Source organism: Bacillus tequilensis KCTC 13622, assembly GCF_000507145.1.
Taxonomy (GTDB): Bacteria; Bacillota; Bacilli; order Bacillales; family Bacillaceae; genus Bacillus; species Bacillus tequilensis.
The window spans coordinates 31,057-54,130 of record NZ_AYTO01000041.1; the positions used below are offsets into that span (position 1 = coordinate 31,057).

27 protein-coding genes and 4 pseudogenes are annotated in these 23,074 nt (G+C 38.2%); 13 read left to right on the forward strand and 18 right to left on the reverse strand.

Going from position 1 to position 23,074, the window contains the following annotated elements; genetic code table 11:
* Positions 1–101 precede the first annotated feature (101 nt).
* Positions 102–719, forward strand: a complete 618-nt coding sequence (gene lexA, locus V756_RS0118225; protein ID WP_024715930.1) for a transcriptional repressor LexA — start codon at positions 102–104, stop codon at positions 717–719.
* A gap of 506 nt (positions 720–1,225) precedes the next feature.
* Here lexA and fosM read toward each other — a convergent pair.
* Entirely contained in the window at positions 1,226–1,648 is a 423-nt protein-coding gene (fosM, locus tag V756_RS0118230) for a FosM family fosfomycin resistance protein (protein ID WP_024715931.1), read from the reverse strand.
* Between the two features lie 212 nt (positions 1,649–1,860).
* Between fosM and V756_RS0118235 the strand changes: the two genes are divergently transcribed.
* Entirely contained in the window at positions 1,861–2,313 is a 453-nt protein-coding gene (locus tag V756_RS0118235) for a YndM family protein (RefSeq protein ID WP_024715932.1), read from the forward strand.
* Between the two features lie 26 nt (positions 2,314–2,339).
* On the opposite strand, the gene pghL is transcribed toward V756_RS0118235, so the two are convergent.
* From pghL to V756_RS0118275, 8 genes and pseudogenes are all read right to left on the reverse strand, one after another.
* Positions 2,340–3,098 carry a gamma-polyglutamate hydrolase PghL gene (gene pghL / locus V756_RS0118240; protein ID WP_024715933.1) on the reverse strand — a complete coding sequence of 253 codons (759 nt, stop codon included), beginning with the start codon at positions 3,096–3,098 and terminating at the stop codon, positions 2,340–2,342.
* Between the two features lie 229 nt (positions 3,099–3,327).
* A complete protein-coding gene (locus tag V756_RS0118250) occupies positions 3,328–3,642 on the reverse strand; it encodes a hypothetical protein (protein ID WP_024715934.1) in 315 nt (104 codons plus the stop codon).
* Between the two features lie 81 nt (positions 3,643–3,723).
* Positions 3,724–5,367 carry a YndJ family protein gene (locus V756_RS0118255; protein WP_024715935.1) on the reverse strand — a complete coding sequence of 548 codons (1,644 nt, stop codon included), beginning with the start codon at positions 5,365–5,367 and terminating at the stop codon, positions 3,724–3,726.
* Entirely contained in the window at positions 5,361–5,981 is a 621-nt protein-coding gene (locus tag V756_RS0118260) for a DUF4166 domain-containing protein (protein ID WP_024715936.1), read from the reverse strand. The genes V756_RS0118255 and V756_RS0118260 overlap by 7 nt, the downstream gene beginning before the upstream one ends.
* 7 nt (positions 5,982–5,988) lie before the next feature.
* Entirely contained in the window at positions 5,989–6,792 is an 804-nt protein-coding gene (locus tag V756_RS0118265) for a hypothetical protein (RefSeq protein WP_024715937.1), read from the reverse strand.
* Positions 6,793–6,995: 203 nt separating this feature from the next.
* A pseudogene (locus V756_RS1000000124835) lies at positions 6,996–7,097 on the reverse strand (hypothetical protein); the annotation flags it as partial.
* Between the two features lie 45 nt (positions 7,098–7,142).
* Positions 7,143–7,283, reverse strand: coding sequence for a hypothetical protein (locus tag V756_RS1000000124010; RefSeq protein ID WP_155906243.1), 141 nt, complete (start codon positions 7,281–7,283; stop codon positions 7,143–7,145).
* Positions 7,284–7,589: 306 nt separating this feature from the next.
* Positions 7,590–7,778, reverse strand: coding sequence for a hypothetical protein (locus V756_RS0118275; protein WP_024715938.1), 189 nt, complete (start codon positions 7,776–7,778; stop codon positions 7,590–7,592).
* A gap of 393 nt (positions 7,779–8,171) precedes the next feature.
* Between V756_RS0118275 and V756_RS0118285 the strand changes: the two genes are divergently transcribed.
* The 6 genes from V756_RS0118285 to V756_RS0118315 all read left to right on the forward strand — a co-directional run bounded on the left by V756_RS0118285 (position 8,172) and on the right by V756_RS0118315 (position 11,645).
* Positions 8,172–8,606 carry an SRPBCC family protein gene (locus tag V756_RS0118285; protein WP_024715940.1) on the forward strand — a complete coding sequence of 145 codons (435 nt, stop codon included), beginning with the start codon at positions 8,172–8,174 and terminating at the stop codon, positions 8,604–8,606.
* Between the two features lie 340 nt (positions 8,607–8,946).
* Positions 8,947–9,135: a twin-arginine translocase TatAC gene (gene tatAC / locus V756_RS0118295; RefSeq protein WP_024715941.1), complete on the forward strand. Its 189-nt coding sequence runs from the start codon at positions 8,947–8,949 to the stop codon at positions 9,133–9,135.
* Positions 9,136–9,314: 179 nt separating this feature from the next.
* Positions 9,315–9,539, forward strand: coding sequence for a hypothetical protein (locus tag V756_RS0118300; protein ID WP_024715942.1), 225 nt, complete (start codon positions 9,315–9,317; stop codon positions 9,537–9,539).
* A 232-nt stretch (positions 9,540–9,771) separates the two neighbouring features.
* Positions 9,772–10,128 (forward strand): YoqO family protein, encoded by a 357-nt coding sequence (locus tag V756_RS0118305; protein WP_024715943.1) that lies wholly within the window; start codon positions 9,772–9,774, stop codon positions 10,126–10,128.
* A gap of 140 nt (positions 10,129–10,268) precedes the next feature.
* Positions 10,269–10,991 carry a YrpD family protein gene (locus V756_RS0118310; RefSeq protein ID WP_142675227.1) on the forward strand — a complete coding sequence of 241 codons (723 nt, stop codon included), beginning with the start codon at positions 10,269–10,271 and terminating at the stop codon, positions 10,989–10,991.
* A gap of 456 nt (positions 10,992–11,447) precedes the next feature.
* A complete protein-coding gene (locus tag V756_RS0118315; RefSeq protein WP_024715945.1) occupies positions 11,448–11,645 on the forward strand; it encodes a hypothetical protein in 198 nt (65 codons plus the stop codon).
* A gap of 45 nt (positions 11,646–11,690) precedes the next feature.
* On the opposite strand, the gene V756_RS1000000124015 is transcribed toward V756_RS0118315, so the two are convergent.
* Complete coding sequence (locus tag V756_RS1000000124015; RefSeq protein WP_155906245.1) at positions 11,691–11,843, reverse strand: hypothetical protein; 153 nt, start codon at positions 11,841–11,843, stop codon at positions 11,691–11,693.
* Between the two features lie 60 nt (positions 11,844–11,903).
* On the reverse strand, positions 11,904–12,743 hold the full coding sequence (locus tag V756_RS0118325) for a thymidylate synthase (RefSeq protein ID WP_024715946.1): 840 nt from the start codon (positions 12,741–12,743) through the stop codon (positions 11,904–11,906).
* 106 nt (positions 12,744–12,849) lie between these two features.
* On the opposite strand from V756_RS0118325, the gene V756_RS1000000124750 reads away from it, so the two are divergent.
* Entirely contained in the window at positions 12,850–13,119 is a 270-nt protein-coding gene (locus V756_RS1000000124750) for a DUF1643 domain-containing protein (protein WP_081719919.1), read from the forward strand.
* Positions 13,120–13,201: 82 nt separating this feature from the next.
* Positions 13,202–13,447, forward strand: coding sequence for a hypothetical protein (locus tag V756_RS0118330; RefSeq protein ID WP_024715947.1), 246 nt, complete (start codon positions 13,202–13,204; stop codon positions 13,445–13,447).
* 39 nt (positions 13,448–13,486) lie between these two features.
* On the opposite strand, the gene V756_RS0118335 is transcribed toward V756_RS0118330, so the two are convergent.
* From V756_RS0118335 to V756_RS0118345, 3 genes are all read right to left on the reverse strand, one after another.
* Entirely contained in the window at positions 13,487–13,936 is a 450-nt protein-coding gene (locus V756_RS0118335; protein ID WP_024715948.1) for an AraC family transcriptional regulator, read from the reverse strand.
* A 73-nt stretch (positions 13,937–14,009) separates the two neighbouring features.
* Positions 14,010–14,444: a dUTP diphosphatase DutA gene (dutA, locus tag V756_RS0118340; RefSeq protein WP_024715949.1), complete on the reverse strand. Its 435-nt coding sequence runs from the start codon at positions 14,442–14,444 to the stop codon at positions 14,010–14,012.
* A gap of 27 nt (positions 14,445–14,471) precedes the next feature.
* Complete coding sequence (locus V756_RS0118345; protein WP_024715950.1) at positions 14,472–14,933, reverse strand: DUF2691 family protein; 462 nt, start codon at positions 14,931–14,933, stop codon at positions 14,472–14,474.
* 386 nt (positions 14,934–15,319) lie between these two features.
* Here V756_RS0118345 and V756_RS01000000122755 point away from each other — a divergent pair.
* Positions 15,320–15,792, forward strand: a pseudogene (locus V756_RS01000000122755) (alanine racemase C-terminal domain-containing protein); the annotation flags it as partial.
* Here the strand turns inward: V756_RS01000000122755 and V756_RS0118355 are convergent.
* Complete coding sequence (locus tag V756_RS0118355; RefSeq protein WP_024715952.1) at positions 15,789–17,198, reverse strand: sugar porter family MFS transporter; 1,410 nt, start codon at positions 17,196–17,198, stop codon at positions 15,789–15,791. The pseudogene V756_RS01000000122755 and the gene V756_RS0118355 sit on opposite strands and share 4 nt — an antisense overlap.
* Positions 17,199–17,794: 596 nt before the next feature.
* Here V756_RS0118355 and V756_RS0118360 point away from each other — a divergent pair.
* A pseudogene (locus tag V756_RS0118360) lies at positions 17,795–18,244 on the forward strand (thermonuclease family protein); the annotation flags it as partial.
* A 190-nt stretch (positions 18,245–18,434) separates the two neighbouring features.
* On the opposite strand, the pseudogene V756_RS1000000123705 reads toward V756_RS0118360, so the two are convergent.
* From V756_RS1000000123705 to xylA, 3 genes and pseudogenes are all read right to left on the reverse strand, one after another.
* Positions 18,435–18,639, reverse strand: a pseudogene (locus V756_RS1000000123705) (glycoside hydrolase family 11 protein); the annotation flags it as partial.
* Between the two features lie 5 nt (positions 18,640–18,644).
* Positions 18,645–20,144 (reverse strand): xylulokinase, encoded by a 1,500-nt coding sequence (gene xylB / locus V756_RS0118370; RefSeq protein ID WP_024715954.1) that lies wholly within the window; start codon positions 20,142–20,144, stop codon positions 18,645–18,647.
* 140 nt (positions 20,145–20,284) lie between these two features.
* A complete protein-coding gene (xylA, locus tag V756_RS0118375; RefSeq protein WP_024715955.1) occupies positions 20,285–21,622 on the reverse strand; it encodes a xylose isomerase in 1,338 nt (445 codons plus the stop codon).
* Positions 21,623–21,846: 224 nt separating this feature from the next.
* Here xylA and xylR point away from each other — a divergent pair, with 224 nt between their 5' ends.
* On the forward strand, positions 21,847–23,001 hold the full coding sequence (gene xylR / locus V756_RS0118380) for a transcriptional repressor XylR (protein WP_024715956.1): 1,155 nt from the start codon (positions 21,847–21,849) through the stop codon (positions 22,999–23,001).
* The last annotated feature ends 73 nt before the right edge of the window (positions 23,002–23,074 follow it).

Here is a 23,074-nt window from a genome sequence, read left to right on the forward strand (position 1 = left end):
CGAACAAACGTTTCTGTCAATTATTTTTTCGAACCTATGTTTGTACTGAAAGGAAAATCATGCTATAATCTTCTTAAAATCGACGTTTTGAGGTGCGAAAAATGACGAAGCTATCAAAAAGGCAACTTGATATCCTCAGTTTTATTAAAGCAGAGGTTAAATCAAAAGGATATCCGCCTTCCGTGAGAGAAATCGGAGAGGCTGTCGGGCTTGCGTCCAGTTCAACTGTCCACGGCCATTTGGCCCGTTTGGAAACAAAAGGGCTGATCAGACGGGATCCGACAAAACCCAGAGCAATAGAAATACTTGATGAAGAAGTAGACATTCCGCAAAGCCAGGTCGTTAATGTACCGGTCATCGGGAAAGTCACTGCGGGTTCTCCTATTACAGCAGTAGAAAATATCGAAGAATATTTTCCGCTCCCTGACCGTATGGTTCCCCCGAACGAGCACGTGTTTATGCTGGAGATTATGGGAGACAGTATGATTGACGCCGGTATTCTCGATAAGGATTATGTCATCGTTAAACAGCAAAATACTGCTAACAACGGGGAAATAGTAGTTGCGATGACAGAAGATGATGAAGCTACGGTAAAACGTTTCTATAAAGAGAATACCCACATTCGTTTACAGCCAGAAAACCCAACGATGGAACCTATCATTTTGCAAAATGTCAGCATTCTAGGCAAGGTGATTGGCGTTTTCAGAACGGTCCATTAACCTACTGATCTATTATTATGAAATAACCCCCTCTTCCTTTACGGAGAGGGGGTTTATTGTTCAAAAAAGCAGACTCGCCCTGATTTTTAAGAGCGAGCCTGAATAGGAGGAAAAAGAACATCATGTTTACACCATAATTATCCACCAAACAATTGTTGAAGTCAAGAAAATTTCTTTCCTTTAGGAAACTTTTATCAGAATACTATCTGTTTAAATAATTAGACGACATCTTCTTAAAAACGTTTCATTCTTTTAGGGCGTGGAATGTTTAGGCTTAAAGTTGATTTAAGGAGCGTGAAAATTCTATTGTAATGAAAATTTAGTACATAGTATAGTTAGTTTATTCCACTCTGAAAAAAGCTCACTCTCCTTTATCATTGAAAGCTTAACAGACGTCAATATTTTCACTTTAGCACCCGTCAGTGCTTTGATTTTAGTTCCAGACTTTATTCTAAATGACATCACAAAATCGTTAATACGCGTGAAGGATCATGCTATAACTTTGCTCATTCATAAAAATCCATATGCGTTTTTTCCTGTTTATAATAACGGAGCCTGTCTTGAAGGGTCCCGGTATGAAATTCAAATTTATGGCCGTCAGGGTCGGTAAAATAAATCGATTTGCAATCACGATCATCTCGTTCCCTGCCAGGCAGAATATTGACATGAAGCCTTTTTAATTTTTCTGACATTTCCTCAAACTCATGATCCTGAATAGTAAAAGCAATATGGGTATAGGACGCCTTGATGTCATTTCTCGGAATATCAGGTTCTTCATTAAGCGCAAGCCAGATGCCATTTAAATCAAAATACGCTGTCGTTCTACCCTTTACCAGAAGCTTGGCATCAAACACGTTTTGATAAAAATCAATCGATGTATCCAGCTGAGAAACTGAAAATAACAAGTGATTGATCCCTTTTATCTTCACAAATCATTCCCCCTTGAAAGCTGATCATCCTTATGTACGGCTTTTTTTCAAAAAAGTTTCGTGCAGCCAGCAAAAATACAAGTATAAACAAAATTGGATTGTTCAAAATAATGACTGTAACAGCGATGTCCTTTATGGATTCAATCCTACTTATGGTTATAATTTGTTTACTGCCAACGGTTTTCCTCAAAAATAACAATTTAGGTGGTCAAATGAAACATATCATTGCTCTCGCTTCAAAGATTGCTTTCACTCTTGCTCTTTTATATGTGATTTTGGATAGAGTTTATCACGCTCCCTTTTTAAGTGTGATGTTTATTGCACTTTTCTTAGGTTTTGTGTCATACCTGTCCGGGGACATGCTCGTCCTGCCGAGAACAAACAATATTACAGCTTCCTTAGCTGACTTTGGACTTTCATTCGTTATTCTTTGGGTTTTTGTTTTAGCCCAAACAAGGAATGATTTCCCGCCGTTTGCAGCCGCTCTTCTTTCCGCTGCCTGTCTTACTGTTTTCGAATATTTTTTTCATCGGTATTTGCTGAAAAATGTGCTGGATGAAACCTTTCGAAATGAACTATCAGCCAGAGATAACACGCTGCAGTATCAAACTGAAGCCGCAGACGAGCTGTTTCCTGACGTGACGAATGAGAATGATAAGGAATAGGAGGCAATAAGCCTGCCTCCTATTTTTCAGTAGTTACTTTTCAGAAAGCGGGATATCACTTCAGTAAAATCATAAAACCTCTCATTTTGAGTAACAGATCTGCTTTTTAAAGAAAAAACGCCGAACAAAGATCTTCTAAATCCTGTGCTCATTTCTAATTGGATACTCAGACCTGTTTTTGATTGATTTGCGATGTTATTCGGGCTTACGCCAGCATGCGGGTGATCCGTACTGAGCAATATAGCAGGTAAACCGGCATGTTGCAGTTTTTCAACTAAATCTGCCGCTCTTACGCGATCTGTACCGCCTACTTCGATCTGCTGATCTTCGTCTGCATACCCGTGCAATGAAATAACATATTCATGACTTCCCGTCATCTTCAGGGCCTGAGGCTCATCAAATTGTGTGCTTGTAATATGCAGCACTGCATTTCCTGACGATTGTAAGCCTTCAAATAAATACATCGAGTACTCTTTGCTAAGTTCTCTCGCAATTTCACTGGTTCCGCCTTCAATACCTCCTCCGTGAATCGCTAAAATGAGAACTGGGCTTCCCGTTTCTTTTGTAACAATGCCGTAATCGGAAGGGTCTTCAATGTTTCTTAATTCTTCAAAATTCTGATATACATCTCCAGCATATATTGAAGAAATCGGAGTGAATACCATAAAAACAAACAAAAATTTCACAATTTTAAGAGTTGTTAGGAAATGTTTGGCTATGTTACAATCAACATGCTTCAAGGAATGGAGCAAACGGCGGAGCAGGGATACTTTGGCCGGTTTCATCTACTCCGCCTCTAAGTCCAAATAAACAGGATGTTGGTTTCTTTGAGGCTTTAGCACGAATTCTCTCGTCCTCCTTGTTAAATTTTTGTTAAATTCACAATATTATATACCCTTAGCCCGGGCGCTGTTCTTCTCATTTTTAATTTATGAAAAGGTAAGGCACCTCCTTTTTCCAATTCCCATATTAAACAAAATAAAAACGCACTTGCCTTTTTAGGCCCGTGCATTTTTATTTTCTTCTCATTCTTCGTTTTTTTGCTTTATTCAGTTTCATGATGTTTTTTTCGATTTTTCTTATTTTTCGCCTTTGCGGGATTGTTTTCATTTCATGATATACGGCGATAAATCCTCTTATTGTCATTGCTGCGATGTAAAGAGCTCGCTGTTTGATCATCCTGTCTGCCCGGCCATGATCACCCGCTTCTTTTTCCAGTCTTTCCATCACAGCTTTATCAAACAGCTGATCGACATACACTTGTTTCATCCCCACTGCAAACCCTGCAGCCAGCCAGAGAATCAGAAAACAACTCATATAAAACATCATTTATCGTTCCTTTCCGGTGGAGAATTGAAATGTAGCGTAATTTCATCGTCAAACAGCTGGCAGACGAACCGCTTCTTTGTGTTAGGTTCTTTCTTTTGGGCGGGGAATATGTGTAATGCTGTAATGAACAGTTAAAAATTTTATTCCAAACAGCCACATGTGATGGACAGCGGTTAATCTGTTGTCAAGTGTAGCTTCTATCAGAAACGTTTCAGATAAAGGAAGCGGACAAGTTCCCGCTCTTGTTTGCAGATAAATCCCCTCGTCCCCGGCTCTGCTTTTCCTCCGCCTGCTTGTCAAAACCAGCTTGTTCTGGCGATGATAAGGCTTTAAAATGCCCGTCATGCTGCTGAATGGAAGCGGCAGAGAAATGTTCATATACCCCTCTCCATTTGAACGATATACTGAATAAAGAGCCGTGAAAATGGTTTCATTTTTTTCATTTGTTCTGATCCAGGCACGCACCTTTTTTCTTCTGTCTTTTTTCGAATAAACACCCTTTATCGTGCTGTACATCGTATACCAGTCAGGGTTCGTCGACAGATGTATTTGGCCGGTTCTTCTGCTGAACCATTCGTAAACCTTTGCAAAGGGCCGAAACCAGTTGTTCCATGTTACTTTTGCTCTCACATCATAATCAATGGTTTGTTCATAAAAGGATAAAATGGACGGCTCTAGTTTTTCGGGCAAAAAATCTTTTGAACGAAGGCTTCCCATATCATCCACAAGCCCTCTGTACTGAACATTACTTTCAGCTTGAATAGTAGCTAAAAAATCTTTTCCAATCTTTCTTTTTCCGTAGATGCCGCTGAATGTCTTTACACTTCCTGCATCAAAAGGCTTTGGACCTTCTATTCTCCATCCTATAAGAGCGGGCAATATTACAAAAAATGCGTTAATAAAACCGTGAATCCAAATCATCTGATTAATGGTCAGGATAACGTCTTGCCGAAAAACACCAAATGAATAAATCATCGAGAAGGTGATTGTGATCATTAGGACGGCAAAAGAAAGCCGAATAAGACATTTTCCCGTCTTGCTGCGAAAAGCCGTGTTGAACACCAAAAAGGCGTGAAGATAAAGGGCAGCCATATAGATGCCAACCGCAATGACATCAAGTGCTTTTGAATATGTGATGCCAAGCGCGATAAGAATAGGCGAAAGCAAAATCACCCATGTTATCCAACTGTACAACATCCGATTTTTTCTGGTGATTCTCCCAAGCAAGCCGTTAAAGATTGGGATCAGAAAAGCAGAATAGTGAAAATGGACAGCAGTCAGCAAAATGATGAGAGGGCCAAATTGCATTATCTGTAAATGGGCAGCATAAGCAAAAAACCAAAACCCTCCTCCCGCCAAATAGATAAGACCGAACAAAACCGATATTTCTTCGATTCTATGTATCTTTGTTTCCCAAAGACGAAAGATTGCATACAACGCCAGAAAAACTGTGTACATCCACCAGATCAGCGCGAAGGCTCCAATGTCTGTCACAAGAGCCAGCACCGCAAAGACGGCGGCTATCGGATAGCACTGGATTAATCCCGATTCCAGAAATCGGACGGTCCGAAGCGGCAATTGATGAAAAATAAAAGGAAAAATTCCGGGTGCGAAAAAAAGAATAGATAACAAAACAAGAGCCTCCGCCACTGATATATCGGGAGCTTCCGCTGCAAGAAATCCGATAAAGCAAAGCGCACTGACCAGGCTATTTTGTTTTAGCATGATTCTCCCTCTTCTTCCTGAAACGTACCTTTATAAAAGAAAAGAGTGCCGAGAATTGTGTTTTGAACATGTACTGAAATGTTGAAACAATTCTTGCTTTCGTCAAACGTTTCACAAACAACTGATGTACCCCTCATCCATTTTGGGAGCGGTATTCGTTTTCCGCATATCAATAGCCATTGCTTTCCCGATGTAATCGTAAGAGAACCATCAGGCGATGCCTCGAACGCTAAAACAGACAGCAGAAGATGAGGGTTGCCGAAGAAATCAAGTATTCTATCTTCTTTTTCGTCATATACCATTATGGCATCAAAGAAACGTTTTTTGCCTTTAAAGATAAAGGTGCGATTCCATTCTATTCCGATATGTTCACGATTTAAAAGACAAGTTCTATTTTTTATCGTAAATGGAATGTCTTTACCCCTTTCTGAAAAGAAGCACCTGAAAAAAACGCCCAGCTTCAACAGCATTCTGACCAGAAAAGAGCCCCCGCTTATTTCTGACATCGTTCCTGTCCCACTGAATGTATGAGATCCATCTAATTGATACCGTTTTCGCAGTTTGGGATGCAGCAAATGATAGTTATTGATTGATTTTTCATAAATCGAACTCACAATGTCACTACTTTCTCTTTCGTTTTGTGTGCCACGCACTGGGGAGCTGCAGACTAAGGACGCCGCTAGCCGCAGAACACACACTTAACAGAATCCATAATAATATCTCTGAACCTAGAAAAGCGAATCCAGCAAAGATACAAGCCTGGACAGCATGAATGATCCATTTTTTCTTTAACGGAATCAGCCATAAAATACCCAATCCTGTCTCAGCTGTCCCTATAAAAATACTTGTTTCAAAACCTGTAAAGCCTTGATAAAGCCAAAACAAACTGAAAAACAGACACATAAACACATAGACGATAGCAGATCGAATCAAGTGTTTCGGTTGTTTATTTTGCTCAATCCAAAGCCTTAACGCATCAAAGCTCCATGCGGTCGCCCAGCCAAGCAGCGGCCGAAATAATAAACGATCGACCCACCTTCCCGGCAGTCCGTATGCTGTTTTGTATTGGTACTGTGTTAGAAATGTCGTTTTCCCGTTGTCTTGCTGTATATATTTCCAGTACCCGCTGCCATGCTGAATCAAAGATAACGGATGATTCGAGCCAAAAGCCAGTGAAGACACTCTTTCAGATGAACATTTGTTAAAAACACCGAGTGTTTCTCCTGTACCTGATACCTTTAACCCAAATCCTATCCTTGTTTCGTAAAGAAACTTCTGCCTTTCATATGGCTGCCTATGCAAATACGTGATATTTGAAAACCGGAGATCCCATTCCTGATGCAGCGATGGATTTTGTGTATATTCCCAAAGCTTATCAAGATCAGATCTCATTTCGATTTCTACATAAATCGGCTGCTGTCTCACAGTCCTCCTCCCTTCTATTTGAAGTAATTCCTATATTAGCATATTAAACGTTTTAAAAAGTACATCCTTCCAAAAATCCTAAAAAAAGCATAGAAAAAGAAGAGTTGTTACCTTCTCTTCTTTTTAAACATCTATTTGTTTCATTATTGAGTTTTAACCGTACCAAAATGAATAATTGCGGCATTTACGCTCTATGTGATGTCAGCAATGAATCTGAGCAGCTTGATGAGCGACCTCGGGAACCGTCGTTCATAATAATCTTCTGGCGATTGAAGCATCATGTTGAAAGTGACCAGAACATTGAGGTCCAAGACTAACGGATGATCCGTCCTTTATTTATCAAATCCTTATCAGACAGTCCCACTATAAAAATCAATGCCGCTTTCACATGTAAAATGAGTGAGTTCAAATCCTCGGAAAATGAACGTTTCTGTTAGGTCTGATTTTTCTTTTTTCTGCTCAATATTGTCTCCGATTTTACTGGTTAACACATCATAGTCCTGCTTTTCATCTTTTGGATGATCTGATTTTTAAAGCTGGTTTGGTGTTTTGTATTGCTTGCTCCGCCACCTCATCACTGCACCTTCCTATAAATGAATAGATGACATATGGAACAAGAAATCTAGCGCTTGGAACCACACATTCCAGTCAGTAAGTATTGATATCAAGTTATCCATCCGTCAATTTCCTTCATTCGAACAGAATTATTTTTCTTTATATCCATTTTTTCAATAAAAAAAGCATGATGTATCTTTCATCATACTTTTCAAAAATGCGCCTTTGCAGTCTGGAATAGACTAAAACTCCAGTTTGAAGCTTTCTGCCTGATCTGAAACTTCCACAGGTATTCCCATTATCGTTTTCGGTTTGGAAACGGAAACAAAGCGCATCTCTTCCTCTAATTGCTGAAACGCCCTTTCACTGACTACAATTCTAGCCGGCTTTCCCGGGCTGTTATCAATGGCTGCTTTAATTTTTCCAAGCATAAAAAACCTCCTGTTCTAGATATTAAATCAGACTATCATAAAATTGATGACAGTTTAAAATTAAAAAAAGATGATATACGTTTGTCCTCTCTAGAAAAACAGCATATAAACTAAAACCAATGACTACATTGAATCCGCGCAGAACGTTCTGACTGTGAAGAATTTTCGGTTCAAAAATAATGACTGCCGCTGCACATACGATCAGGAACGAAACCATACACTTTCTCACTGTATGTTCTTTCCCATACATGCATAGCCTCCCTTTTCAAAGAGCAAACTGACACAATACTCATCAACAGAGTTGCAGCATAAATAATGCAAGCTATGGACATGATCTCAATATGTATTATATGATTTAAATGAAAAAATATCTTATGTCAAGAGGTAAATGAAATGAACCATAATCACGAATATACATTACCAGATATTACGAAAAGCATTACTTTGGACGCACCTATTCAGAAAGTCTGGGAGACAGTCTCCGCTTCAGAAGGCATCGCCAAGTGGTTTATGCCCAATGACTTTCAGCTGAAGGAAGGACAAGAATTCCACTTGCAATCACCGTTTGGGCCATCTCCTTGTAAAGTGTTGACTGTTCAAGCTCCCACTGAACTTTCTTTTGCATGGGATACAGATGGATGGGTCGTTACCTTTCAATTAGAAGACTTGGGAGGAAAGACAAGGTTTACCCTTATTCACGGCGGCTGGAAGGAGCCAAATGAAGTGATCGGCAAAGCGAACGAGAAAAGCTCAGTCATTCGCGGTAAAATGGATGGCGGCTGGACTGGAATTGTAAATGATCGGCTGCGTAAGGCAATTGAAGAATAAAAAAGAGAGAGATGGTGTCTCTCTCTTTTTGTTTTCAACACATACTTTACGGTTTGAGATTTATCAATCATAGAACGTAACAGTTTTAGATTTACCAGAGTTTTTTTCCTGTGCCGTTAATGGAATAAACTGAAACGAAGCCTAACACAGATAGGAATTTAATGCCCTTCATGTATTTCATCATCCAGATCTATCCCCTATAGCAATCTAGCAAGTCACCACCTGCTTTATGAATCCGCCTGCGGGTTTTTAAAATGTTCAAAATAAAAGCATTTTCATTTGAAATGCCATCTCTTATAATTTGGTTAGAAGGTTGTACTTCAATCAGGAGGAAAAGAACATGGAATTAAGCTTCACAAAAATACTCGTTATTTTATTTGTAGGCTTTTTAGTATTTGGACCTGATAAACTGCCGGCGCTCGGCCGTGCTGCAGGAAAGGCCTTATCAGAATTTAAACAAGCGACAAGCGGACTGACTCAGGATGTAAGAAAAAGTGATTCAGAAAACAAAGAAGACAAACAAATATAAGATAAATGATTTGGGCCGATGAATAATCGGCTTTTTATTATGATTTGTTTCTGTGTCATCTGCCTTTTTTCTATAATTTAGACAGCCTTTTTTTCCTTCAATGATTTCAACTGTCCAAACCGCACATTTTATTCGCCGTATAATAAAGCGTATTGATAACAAATAAAGGAGGAGAAGATATGGGTTATTATAAAAAATACAAAGAAGAGTTTTACACGGTCAAAAAAACATATTATAAGAAGTATTACGAATATGATGAAAAATACGATGATCACCATGATAAAAAAGAGTACGAATGTGATTATGACAAGAAATATGAGGACTATGATAAAAAATATTATGATCATGACAAAAAAGACTATGATTATGTTGTAGAGTATAAAAAGCATAATAAACATTACTAAACTCCATTACATCTCCTCTTTTTCACTTTTTCCCCGGCTACATGCCGGGTTTTTTGTTTGATCTGCTATTTGGAAAAATTGAAGTTTTCCTTAATGACAAAATCTAAAATTATATTGAATATTTAGTACATAGATTAATTAGTGGATGTGCATTTGCTTCCGCTTCAAATATTGCAGGCGCAAAGAAATTTTTGTAAACTCTTTGAGAGTTATACATAAAAGGAGAGGTTCTTTGTCTAAAAACATAGCATTTTATCTCATTTTATTTTGCCTATTTCTATCAATTTCTATGAAAAACTTTGAAGTAATAGAAACAGTTGCCAATGTTAGCTGTTTTTTTATCGTTTTGCTTTATGTTAAAGAGGAGTTGAAAACATATTCACGTAAAGCATTAGCCATCCTAATTATTTGTTTTCTTTTCTTAGTTGTTATCTGTGCTTTTATCATTTTACATGGACAGACAGCTATGAAACATCATACCTTCTTTGCAGGCTGGGAAATGATAGAAAATATTCTTTTGATTATCGTTTCTTTAAGTATTTGTGTTTATATTTTGCGGAAGATTTCAAACCGTTTAAAACGATTCTGATCAATGTATTAAACTTCAGATTGGAGAAAGGTTTAGTCCCTTAAATCATTCAAAATGAAGAATTTTGTCGATTTATATACATATATCCAGTTCCAAAATTAGGTATAATGAATGGGTAACCACTATCAAGAGGGGGAATTTTGGTGAAAAAAGTATTGATTGCAGGTGCAGTAGGAACTGCAGTTCTTTTCGGAACACTTTCATCGGGTATACCAGGCTTGCCCGCGGCAGACGCCCAAGTCGCGAAAGCAGCCACTAAGCTGTCTAAGGGAATTGGCGGCCGCGCCTACCTGAACAGTAATGGCGCAGTTTTCACAGCTAAAATTAAGCTGCCTGACACCGTGAAACATGATGACTCGGTCTCTACACCTTATATCTATTCAGGATTTAAAGCAAAAAGCGGAACTGAGGCGGATACCGGGCTTCAGTACAGCAAACAGTACAACGTGTGGAAGCCCTTTATGAAGGTCGGGGCCAAAAATAATCAAACGTACATCGAAGGAAAAGACAAATTCACATACACTAAAGGCTTCCGTCCTGGAAGCACAGTCCAAATGACTATCTATAAAAATGTAAATGGCAATACACGCATGACTCTTTGGGGAACGAACAATGATGGCTATACTGGACGGATCATCACGGAAATTCAAGAAACCAACATCGGCACAATCTCAAGTTGGAAAACACTTGCTACCGCAGCTGTTTCGTATGAAAGTCAGCGTGACGCCATCAAAACAAACTTTTCGACATCTTTTAACAATATTACAATCGACAATAAAGCCGTCACACCTGTCATAGATACACAAGATAACGCAAAGGTTTCTGTTTCAGGAAATAACGTTACAATTTCTGTTAATCAATAAACGAAGCAGAGAAGGCCGCCGGCATCGCCAGGCGGTTTTTCAATTATACAATCTAATATCATAGGTTTAGGTTATTTTGGAAATAATCTAGCTCTCTCCATGTCAATGTATTTTATGTTTCATACAAAAGCATTGATACCGGCTGAATATGATTTAGCTATTCATGGAATAATGATATCTAGTTTCAAAATTAGAAAAAACACTTGAAGGGAACCATTTCTCTCCCAAATCTGAAAAACATCACTTGCCCTACTGCAATTTCCAATGGTATGATTTTCTATGTGAATTTTATCTAGAGGTGTAGTTGATTGCCGTTGAATAAAAACAAAAAAGAGAAAAAGAAACGTTTCGTAAATATCATATTATTCTTGTTTAATTTTTGGCCTTGTTCCTGATACATCATTTTTATTGTCGTTATTCAACTGATTAAGAAATCAAAGAAAAAAGAGTGTGTACATGTTTAAGGATTTTTTCAATTCTCACCCGTTTATTAAAAATGTATTGGAGATCTTAATCACTGCTGTTTCTCTAGGAGTATGGTTTAATGTAAATATCAATCATTACTTAAGTGTTATTTTTGGATTTTTAACAGCTGGAATTATTAATTCAATTTTAGGATGCACTTGGGAACCTAAAAAGAAGGCTGCATCATGAAGAGGATTACCCTCTTCATTTTTTTTACGTCTTAACCTAAAATGTTTAAAACGATCCCACTGTTTTAAGGTAATTTCCCCTCTTATCATACAATTGTTTTAAATCATTAGTTACGCTGTCAGCTCTCATATCTCTCAGCTGCCACCGCAATTCTTTAGCTTTTTCGATCATCCCATTTAACTCTATCTTCTGATCCAATCACCACCCTCCCTATCTAATAGAGGACCTACTAACAATGCAATGAATAAAGAGGCAGCATTAAACTGCTACCTCAAATAAAAGCTTGTCCCCATGTTTATAGTTGATTAACTTGAAATCATCTATCGTAAAGTCATAAAAATCTTTAACGTTAGGATTGATCCATAATTCAGGCGCTTCAAACTGTTCTCTTTCCATTTGGATTTTCAAATTGTCTATATGACGTGTGTACACATGGCAGTCGCCAATGTTAAAGATATATTCACCAAGCTCATAACCGGTGACTTGAGCAATCATGCGCTGCAACACATTATACTGGAATACATTGAAAGGATTCCCCAATGCCATGTCATTGCTCCGCGCTCTTACCTCTAGATGAAGCTTTCCTTGTTTAACATACCATTGTGTCTCGTATACACATGGCGTTAAGGCCATTGCGTCTAGTTCATCAGGATTCCACAGCATTGTAATGTGTCTGCGTGAAGATGGATTGTTCTTCAATTGATGCAGAAGATAATCAACCTGATCCACTTTTTCTCCATTTAGATTTCTGTTTTTCTTTCCCAGTTGAAATCCGTATGCATGTCCGATGGTGCCGTCTTCTTGTTTCCATTGATCCCAAATATGTACGCCCATCTTGTTTAAATCATTAACATTGTTTGATTTCATCTGCCATATCCAGAGCAACTCTTTAATCGCTGTTTTCCAGGCAACCTTTTTTGTCGTTAAAATCGGAACCTCGGAGTTGTCGAATCTCATTTGCTTACTGATAATGCTTAGTGTGTGAGCCGGTGTACCATCAGAGTCCCACTTTGTTCTTACATGAAATTCTTCGTCTGAGATTCCATTATTTATAATGTCCTTTATGATTGAATTGTATTGTTTATCGAATTGAGTCATTATTAAATTCCTCCAATGATTTAAGAGTGCATAATGAAAATAGTTTCAAAGTAGAAAGTGATGATAGATTTAAAACGGGATAAAAATTAGAAACCGTTACAGTGTAATGATTAGTAATGACTTTAAACAGGAAGTATCTGTTGTCTGTTTAAACCCAAGTAAAGCAAATAAATTCAAATCAGATTCCACTATTAACAATGTAATTAAATTTTTTTATTCACACAAGGAATTGAAAATTGGAACTGTATCTATATATAACTTGTATCCCTTTTATGCTACAGACCCCAAAGATTTACACCCAATGTTTGAATCAATGAGTAAAATTCAATACCAATCCTCCATAAATGATCACTTTCCTCCTTATTATATTAGATAAAAAGTATTATTTTATTCAGAAATATTTCCAACAAAAATCTTTTATGGTAAATTTAAAGCAATGAATTTAAAGGAGTGTTATTTTGCGTAAAATATTCAAAACCATTAGTTTATTAATTATATTGTTATTATTAATTTATTCTCTCTTCGGTTCTAATTCACAATTATTTGTGTGGGCTCAGTTAATCTTAATCGCATTCTTGATTGGGTTTGGAATTAACAGCTTTGTAAAAAAAGATCGGTATAAAGGTACTCTATACTTCGTAATTGCAATATGTAACACAATTATCAATTTTGATTACATAAAGGAATTAATTCAGAGCATTTAACTTTTACATATATAAGAGGTGGGAAATTTCCCACCTTCTTTATTGTATAGGAACTAATATTTCACCTAAGTGATTATCAATCATTTGTGAAGTATATCTCTCTATAATCGGTTCTTCTCTTATAGTTAGACTATTTTTTTCTATTTCAGAGAAAATAATGCCCCAAAATTCACTTACTGCCTCTTTTGTATGGTCAAGCAAGAAAACAGCGTATTTCCCTCCAGGTATCTTACCAACTTGAGCTGGTTGCGGCACATTAAAATCTTTATTTACTATAACGCAAACATCATAACGGCATTTCTCTTTAGGAGTAATACTTGGATCATCTTGTGGAATTCCTAAAATTATAGAGTTATGAAATACACCATTTAACTGTGCCCACTTTTTAAAAGATTCCATTAGTTCTTTGTTTTGTTTGCCACCATACTCTCCAACATTCCGGAAATATGCAATCCTTGATTCAGGTAATTTTTCAATAGTTATTTTCATATTTTAATCCCCTTTCCTAGAAAAAGGTAATATGATTAAAAACATTTTTCAAGAAATTTTTAACAAAATCCAATTACTTCGTTCCAGTTGATCCGTGCCCACCTCGGTCATCGTTGCCTAGATGGTCTACCTCTATCAATTCAACTGCAGGCATCTTCTTCATAATCCTAAATTGACAGATCCGATCACCCTTCTTAATCTCAGTATCACGCAATGCATATGCAGGAAAGAACCAAAAATCGTTGTCTCCCTTATAAGACTCATCGATAATACCCATTGAATTGGTTTGAATAACCCCAAAGTTCTTATATGTACTTGAACGGGGAACGACATGTGCTTCGTAGCCTTCAGGCAGCTCCATTGCTACACCTAATGGGACAAGCTTAAATTCATCTTTTTTGATTGCTACATCTTCAGCTGCTCTGAGATCGATCCAATCTCCTTGCTCAATTTTGCTGATTCTCGTTTGGTTTTCATCTAGATATTTGATTTTTATTTGCATCGACATATGTATTAGCTCCTTTTATGAAAACTATCATACGGTAAAACCCGTTCTTACGTCGTTTTCATCAGTTATAAATTGAACGTCTTCAAAAAAAATTTTTAATGCATTAAAGTAAAGCTTTTCAATATCATTTTTGTTTTTACAGTATATCGAAACATAACTGCTATCAGCGATCAAAAGGACAAGTGCGCAATCACTGTCAACAAACTCTTCATATGTCTGGACTTGAATAACTGTTTTTCCAAGTGGAAATGCCTGCAGTTCAACAAAAATGGTATAATACTGATTTGTTTTTAATCGATTCGCTAAGTTAGTTCCTTCAACAATTGCGTAATCATTAAAGAGCTCCTCATCACCTAGTTCTCCATTTACAACAAAATAAGATTCCCCACTCGTTTGCCACTTATAATGAGTTATTTCTAACGGCTGCAGTATTCTCCATAAAAAATGTCCATATTCATTCGGTATTTGAAAGCTAACTCCCCTTTTCATGTATATCCCTCACTTCATTTCATTATATACTCTGATGTCAGGTTTATGGAACAAGGAATCGACTCCCGCTTGATACCAGGCTTCACTTATAAATTTTCTCGTCCTTCTCGTTTAATTGCTCTTCGTATGCTTAGTAATATAGGTGTTTCCTTGCAAGACGTTTTAGTACAGCGAGTACCTTTAATATATAAGTGTCCTGCTGGTTTTCCTAGTACTTCTACACGGGGGTTCCCGCAATCGTTTTGGTTATAGAGCATTGAAACGTCTCTTGGTCTATCATAGATGTGCTGTTGAATGATTTCAAATGAAGCTGAATAAAACAAGATCGACATCCAGCAATTAACATTTATTTTTTGCGGCTATATTTGGTTTTTACAATCCATAAGGAAGCGCGGATCGCTTATGTGAAAACAATGCGGAAAGAGCCACGAACCGTTAGCTATGGCGCTACATACATCGCTGAACCTGACGAAGTTATTGCTACACTTCCGATTGGATGTGCTGACGGTAATTCTTATGCACTTTGCAATCGCGGGTTTGTTCTTCATCGCGGAAAACGAGTGCCAGTGGCTGGGAGAGTCTCAATGGATATGATCATTGTTAGTTTAGGAGAAAACGGTGAAGGTAAACTAGGAGAGGAAGTTGTAATTTACAGTCAGCAAAAGGGAGCTGAGATTCCCGTTGATGAAATGGCTGACATGCGATTAACTATGAAGTGGTGTCTGCATTAAGCCTCTGCATCCCTCGTTTTTATATTAGAAATAGAGAGATTTTGATTTTGTTTACATATCATGCTCTGAAATCAAACAAATCCCCCCTGCTATTATTAAACAGAGGGGGTAATTGCGCCATACCTTAAATAACTGATTTTTCAGCTGTATCTTTATCATGTCGAGATCGGAAATGCTCTTCTAGCCCTTCAAGTGTGCGTCCTTTTGTTTCCGGCATGAATTTATACACAAACCCGATGGCGAATATACCGAAAGCCACGAATATAAAGAATGTAGAAGACAAGCCTACAGAGCTAAGCAGTATCGGAAAAGCAAAACCGATTATAAAGTTTAATATCCATAGGAAAAAAACACTTATTCCAGAACCGAGTCCCCTTAATTTTTGAGGGAAGATTTCCGCAATGACCAGCCAAGTCACAGGCCCTACGCATCCTTGCATAAAGGCTAAAAATACAACGGTCAAGGATAGTACCGCATAAGGGAGTGCTGCAGACCCTGCAAGCACGATTGAGAATATCGCAATGAATAAAAGCGCTGTCGTCGTTCCGGCCAAACCAATCAATAATATAGGACGCCGTCTCACTTTTCCGACAAGCCAAATCCCAAATATAACGGCAATGACAGATACCAGCCCATTTCCAATATTAGCGATTAAAGCCGCTTTTGTCCCAAAGCCAGATTCTTTAAGGATTTGAGTGCCATAATACATAATCGAGTTCACACCGGTAATTTGATTCACTATCGCAACACCAATACCAATCAGTAAAAGACGGCGCAGCCATGGTGTAGAAAAGTCCTTAAGTGAAACCTTCTCCAGTTCTGTATCTTTTTGTACCGCTGCTTGAATGTCTCTACATTCAGCTTCTGCACGTTTAACATCTCGAATTTGCTTAAGAACACGCAGCGCCTCACTTTTTCTCCCTTTGGAGATTAGCCATCTCGGACTTTCTGGCACCTTGAGCATACTGGAAAATAGCATGATAGCCGGAACGGCACAAAGCGCCAGCATATATCTCCAAACATGTCCCGTATTTGCCATTGTCACGCCAAGAATGGCATTAAAAACATATGCTAAAAATTGCCCGCCGACAATCATTAGCTCATTTTGGGTTACCATACGTCCCCTCTTCTCATGCGGTGCCATTTCTGCCAAAAAGGCCGGAACCATCGCTGAAGCTCCGCCAACAGCCAGCCCGAGCAAAAACCGAAAGACCACCATCACTGAAACATTAGGCGCTAATGCTGTTCCAAGTGATGCTATGAAAAATATAAATGAAAGATTAAGGATCATTTTACGGCGGCCATAGCGATCAGCCAATCTGCCGCATAACAACGCTCCAAACGCCGCACCTAATAAAAGAATACTTGTAACAAGCCCTTCTGTAACCGGCGTTAAATGAAGCTGGTCTGGTTTTGCCATAAAAGGCAAAGCTCCATTTATCACTCCGGTGTCATATCCAAAGAGAAGCCCCCCAAATGTTGCTGAAATCATGATTAATTTCAATCTGCGATTTCGATTTTCAGACATATCCATTTCCCCTGCCTTTATTAAGATTACTTAATAAGTTCCTCTCAGTATGGATATTGAAACAAGAATTTTAACTAAAGGTGATCGTTTGAAAAACCTCTACCTTAGATTTCCGATTTAACCAAAAGAAAAAACATTGTTATGTTATAGATATGTTTTGGTTACTTTATTGTCATTTCTGATATTATCATAATTATAAAAGTATTTTTAGTCAATTATGTTTTTACAATCTTTTATTTTTGTTATTTCACAGGTAGATTTTGATTGTTTTATTATGAAGTTCGCATTTTTGCAAATTCATAGTATGAAGATGGGGAGCCATATCCTATTCACAAAAAATGCTCATATCGTTATAATAATGACGTTAACGGGATTAAAAGAAAGCATACAAGAACTTACATTCTAAAGAGGACATCAAAATGAAGACAGCTTTAATGAGGATTATCGTATTGGTTTTATGCATGACATTAGCAGCCTGTGGATCAAATCACGCAGAAAAAAGCCATTCAACATCTAATCAAAAAGAACAAACCTCTCAAGGTATTCCATTTAATGCTGAAAAACAGCCAGAACATAAGCCTGGCCCATCTTATTCAAAAAATCGTAAGAAATTGGCGGATGTTACATTAGACAGAGCAGTTGATGGAGATACGATTAAGGTGATTTACAATGGAAAGAAAGACACAGTTCGCTACTTGCTCGTTGACACACCTGAGACGAAGAAGCCAAATTCTTGTGTTCAGCCATACGGTAAAGATGCGTCAAAACGGAATAAAGAATTGGTCAGCAGCGGTGAGCTGCAACTGGAATTCGACAAAGGCGATCGCAGAGATAAGTATGGAAGACTGTTAGCTTACGTTTATGTTGACGGCAAATCTGTTCAAGAGACATTATTGAAAGAAGGATTGGCTAGAGTAGCATATGTATATGAGCCAAACACCAAATACATAGACCAATTCAGACTGGATGAGCAAGAGGCAAAATCAGAAAAACTTTCAATCTGGAGCAGGAATGGATATGTGACTAATAGAGGATTTAATGGCTGTGTGAAATAAAAAAACTCTGCGGTTAAAAAAGAAACTACATAGCAGAATACAATTGATCTGTTTTAGCAGCTCTATAAAGATAATGTTGATTGGGCTTTTTAAACATGAATCTTGTTGACTAATATAAAAACAGCTATATAGATAATAAAAACCCCCCTTCACGCTAATGTGAAGGGGGATTTGTTTATTAAAAGAATTAATTTCTTGTGCCGCTTTGATATCCCTCAACCATAAGCGCAGTTTCATACATCTTCCCCATTGGCATTTCTAAGCTTTCCCGCTTCTTGAAGTGTTTGCAGACAGATGCAGTTCTGCTCGTCCGTTTTGTCTGCCGGACACTCCAGTATTGTGATACCTATAATGGAAGGCAGATTGATTCGAATCATCTCATATTCGTCATGTATCATCAGTTTTTTCGAAAGCTCTCCAAAGCTATATTAAGATCCTTTGTGTGAGTGTAAATGTTCTTATACAAATCGAATAGCGTTTTATATTTTTGAACATTTTGTTCCTTTGGATAAAATGCAGCAGCCTCACGTATGAATTGCTCTGCACATTCTTCAAGTGATTCAAACCACCCGCTCCCAAAGGCAGCCAGCATAGCAGCCCCCAAGGCAGGGCCTTGTTCATTTTCTAATTTGATCACCCTCGCATTGAAAATATCAGCTTGCATTTGCAGCCATGTTTCATTTTTAGCTCCCCCGCCAATAGAAACAACAGTATGAACTGATTTCCCTACTTCACGGAATAACTCAATTGATTCATGTAAAGAGAATGTAATCCCTTCCATTATTGCCCTCAAAAAGTGCTCTCTTTTGTGGGCACCATCCATTCCGATCAAGCTTCCCCGAATAGAAGAATCAGCATGCGGCGTTCTTTCACCAACCAAATAAGGAGTATATAGCAGTCCATTTGCTCCTATCGGAATTGATTCCACGCCCGCCAACAATTGCTCAAACGATTCGTTTGGCGCAAATGTTCTTTTAAACCAGTCCAAGCTGTATCCTGCAGCAAGTGTGACTCCCATCGTATAAAAAGAATCCTTTTTTCCATGATTAAAAAAGTGGACTTTCCCTTTAAAGTCTCTTTCTTTGCCTTCTTCGTAGGAGAGTATAACCCCTGATGTCCCAATACTGCATAATGTTTTACCAGAAGAAAGAATACCGGCTCCAATTGCACCGCACGCATTATCTGCTCCCCCGGCGTACACTTTTGTTTTTTCAATCAGCCCCGTCTCCGCCGCGACGTTCGGAAGCAGCGATCCTACACAATCATGGGATTCAACAAGTGGAGGACAAATATCTGCAGAAATACCAAATTGATTGCAAATATCATCGCTCCACTCCTTGCGGGTAATATGTAAAAGTAACGTTCCCGCCGCATCGGAGTATTCAGTGTGAATGGCACCGGTCATACGGAATCTCACATAGTCTTTCGGAAGCAAAAAAACAGCAGTTTTTTTAAAAAGATCGGGCTCATGTTCCTTCACCCATAACATTTTAGGCAATGTAAACCCTTCCAGGACACGGTTTTTTGTGATATCAAGCAGATGATCGCCAAATGTCTCGGTCACCCTGATACATTGAGGCGTCGTTCTGGTATCATTCCAAAGAATTGCATGGCGTAACACCTGCCGATCTTGGTCAAGCAGGACTAACCCATGCATCTGACCTGAATAGCTTATTCCGTCAATATCCTTAGCTTGAACATTGGATTTAGAAACCAACTCAGTCAATGCATGAATCGTTTGCCGCACCCAGTCTTCAGGATTTTGTTCACTATATCCCGCCTTCTCTTGGATGAGCGGATAACGTTTGGACGTTTCTGCACAAACCTTGCCGTTTTGATTGACTAAAATGGTTTTAACAGCACTCGTTCCAATATCTATTCCAATAACATACTTCATTTTTTCACTCCTTCCCCTCCCGATGATATGAAATTCCCCGTCATAGCAACAAAGTAAAGGCATCATGACGGAGAGTTTTGGGCGACTTGGCGATCCTGCTATATCTTTTGATAGCAGGATCTAGCGTTTCTTTTTATCTGTTATACTTCTAAAATGTATTGGTTCAATCTCGCTTTTAATTGTTCCTGTCTTCCAGATTCATTTTTAATTGATTTATGATTGAGTGCATATTCCTCAAGCGTCTTGAAATTAGCTCTTCCTTCTGCAATTTCAAGGCCAATCCCTTCAGTAAAGCTGCGGTAACGATGTTGAATCACATCTTCAAACACACGATCTTCGATTAACTTGTGTGCGACTTTCAATCCTCTTGCAAATGCATCCATCCCTGCAATATGCGCAAATAATAGATCATCAGGCTCAAAAGAAGATCTTCTGACCTTCGCATCAAAGTTTAATCCTCCGCTTCCAAGGCCGCCATTTTGCAGGATTTCGTACATGGCCAATGTCGTCGAATATAAATCTGTCGGAAATTCATCGGTGTCCCAGCCTAAAAGAGGATGCCCCTGATTCGCGTCAACAGAGCCAAGAAGTCCATGTACTCTTGCCATACGTAATTCATGTTCGAATGTATGCCCGGCTAATGTGGCATGATTGGCTTCGAGATTTAATTTAAAATGATTATCTAAGCCATATTGCTTCAAAAAGGCAATGGTTGTTGCTGCATCTGTATCATATTGATGGCTGGTCGGCTCTTTTGGTTTTGGTTCAATCAAAAATTGCCCCGTATACCCGATTTCCTTCGCATAATCCACTGCCATATGCATGAACCTGGCCAAATTATCAAGTTCAAATTTCAAATCCGTATTTAACAATGTTTCGTATCCCTCACGGCCGCCCCAAAATACATAGTTCTCGGCGCCAAGCTCTTTTGCTGTCTCCAGCCCTTTTTTTACTTGTGCTGCTGCATACGCAAACACATCTGCATTGCAAGAAGTCGCCGCCCCATGGACGAAACGGGGGTTCGTGAACATATTTGCAGTATTCCATAATAGCTTCACGTTGCTCGTTCTCATGTACTCCTTCAGCATGCTCACAATAATATCTAAATTTTGATTCGTCTCTTTTAACGTACTTCCTTCAGGTGCAATATCCCGGTCATGGAAAGCAAAAAATGGCGCATCCAGTTTTTCAAACATCTCAAATGCTGCTTCTACTCTCGCCCTCGCTAAATCCATGCCTTTATAATGATCCCACGGTCTTTGCATCGTAGCTGCTCCAAACATGTCTGTACCGTCAGCGGTAAATGTATGCCAATAAGCAATAGAAAACCGCAGATGTTCTTTCATTGTCTTTTCGCCGATTACTTCTTGAGGATTATAATATTTAAATGCTAAAGGATTAGTGGAATCTTTCCCTTCGTAAACCACTTTGTTTACGCTTTCAAAATAGCCGACTGAACCAGAATGAGATTGAACCATTTGATTTCCCCCTTATCATAAATTCACATTGTATATTAGTTTGTTGTCTAAACAAACTAACTTATTTTTATCTTATATAACCTCATCCGTATTTTCAATATTTTTTAGTTTTTTATAAACACATTCGCTATAATAAAGGTACGTTTCGCTATGTACTTTGTTTCATATTGAACACACAAAAAATTTCAACTTAATTTAAAGGTTATACAAATGGAGTGGATGAAGTGGATATCGCAGATCAAACCTTTGTCAAAAAAGTAAATCAAAAGTTATTATTAAAAGAAATCCTTAAAAACTCACCTATTTCAAGAGCAAAATTATCTGAAATGACTGGATTAAATAAATCGACTGTTTCATCACAGGTAAACACATTAATGAAAGAAAATCTTGTATTTGAAATCGGTCAGGGACAATCAAGCGGCGGCAGAAGACCTGTCCTGCTTGTTTTTAATAAAAAAGCAGGCTACTCCGTAGGAATAGATGTCGGGGTGGATTATATTAACGGCATTTTAACAGATCTTGAAGGGACAATTGTTCTTGATCAACACCACCATTTGGAATGCAGCTCTCCTGAAATAACGAAAGATATTTTAATTGAAATGATTCATCACTTTATTGCGAATATGCCGCAATCTCCGTACGGGCTTATTGGTATAGGCATATGCGTCCCCGGGTTAATTGATAAAAATCAAAAAATTGTTTTCGCTCCAAACTCCAACTGGAGAAATATTGACTTAAAACCTTTCATTCAAGAGGAGTTCAATGTGCCTGTTTTTATTGAAAATGAGGCAAATGCCGGTGCATATGGAGAAAAAGTATTCGGTGCTGCAAAAAATCACGATAACATGATTTATGCAAGTATTGGTACAGGGATAGGAATCGGCGTTATTATCAACAATGATTTATACAGAGGGGTAAGCGGATTCTCTGGAGAAATGGGACATATGACAATAGACTTTAATGGTCCGAAATGCAGCTGCGGAAACCGAGGCTGCTGGGAATTGTATGCTTCAGAAAAGGCTTTATTAAAATCGCTTCAAACTAAGAAGAAAAAAGTGTCCACTCAAGATATCATAGACCTCGCCCATCTGAATGATATTGGAACTTTACATGCGTTACAGAATTTTGGATTCTATTTAGGTATAGGCTTGACCAATATACTAAATACATTTAATCCGCAAGCCATCATTTTAAGAAACAGCATAATCGAATCGCATCCTATAGTTTTAAATTCAATTAAAAGCGAAGTGTCGTCCAGGGTTTATTCCCAATTAGACAATAGCTATGAATTATTACCATCTGTTTTAGGAAAAAACGCACCGGCGTTAGGAATGTCCTCTATTGTGATTGATCATTTTCTTGATGTGGTTAATCATTAAGTTTTACGCTGTTTTTTTAGTTTTTGTTATTTTTCATACTGAACAGGAGTATTTCTAAAGGGATTTTTCACAT

Coding starts and splice junctions, on each gene's coding strand:
- V756_RS0118325 (WP_024715946.1), bottom strand. CDS start 12,743: ATGACTCAATTCGATAAACAATACAATTCAATCATAAAGGACATTATA.
- V756_RS0118255 (WP_024715935.1), bottom strand. CDS start 5,367: ATGCTAAAACAAAATAGCCTGGTCAGTGCGCTTTGCTTTATCGGATTT.
- lexA (WP_024715930.1), top strand. CDS start 102: ATGACGAAGCTATCAAAAAGGCAACTTGATATCCTCAGTTTTATTAAA.
- V756_RS0118285 (WP_024715940.1), top strand. CDS start 8,172: ATGAACCATAATCACGAATATACATTACCAGATATTACGAAAAGCATT.
- tatAC (WP_024715941.1), top strand. CDS start 8,947: ATGGAATTAAGCTTCACAAAAATACTCGTTATTTTATTTGTAGGCTTT.
- xylA (WP_024715955.1), bottom strand. CDS start 21,622: ATGGTTCAATCTCATTCTGGTTCAGTCGGCTATTTTGAAAGCGTAAAC.
- V756_RS0118355 (WP_024715952.1), bottom strand. CDS start 17,198: ATGGATATGTCTGAAAATCGAAATCGCAGATTGAAATTAATCATGATT.
- V756_RS0118275 (WP_024715938.1), bottom strand. CDS start 7,778: ATGCTTGGAAAAATTAAAGCAGCCATTGATAACAGCCCGGGAAAGCCG.
- V756_RS0118300 (WP_024715942.1), top strand. CDS start 9,315: ATGGGTTATTATAAAAAATACAAAGAAGAGTTTTACACGGTCAAAAAA.
- pghL (WP_024715933.1), bottom strand. CDS start 3,098: ATGAAACCGGCCAAAGTATCCCTGCTCCGCCGTTTGCTCCATTCCTTG.
- V756_RS0118315 (WP_024715945.1), top strand. CDS start 11,448: ATGTTTAAGGATTTTTTCAATTCTCACCCGTTTATTAAAAATGTATTG.
- V756_RS1000000124750 (WP_081719919.1), top strand. CDS start 12,850: ATGATTAGTAATGACTTTAAACAGGAAGTATCTGTTGTCTGTTTAAAC.
- V756_RS0118250 (WP_024715934.1), bottom strand. CDS start 3,642: ATGATGTTTTATATGAGTTGTTTTCTGATTCTCTGGCTGGCTGCAGGG.
- V756_RS0118235 (WP_024715932.1), top strand. CDS start 1,861: ATGAAACATATCATTGCTCTCGCTTCAAAGATTGCTTTCACTCTTGCT.
- dutA (WP_024715949.1), bottom strand. CDS start 14,444: ATGTCGATGCAAATAAAAATCAAATATCTAGATGAAAACCAAACGAGA.
- V756_RS0118345 (WP_024715950.1), bottom strand. CDS start 14,933: ATGAAAAGGGGAGTTAGCTTTCAAATACCGAATGAATATGGACATTTT.
- xylB (WP_024715954.1), bottom strand. CDS start 20,144: ATGAAGTATGTTATTGGAATAGATATTGGAACGAGTGCTGTTAAAACC.
- V756_RS0118335 (WP_024715948.1), bottom strand. CDS start 13,936: ATGAAAATAACTATTGAAAAATTACCTGAATCAAGGATTGCATATTTC.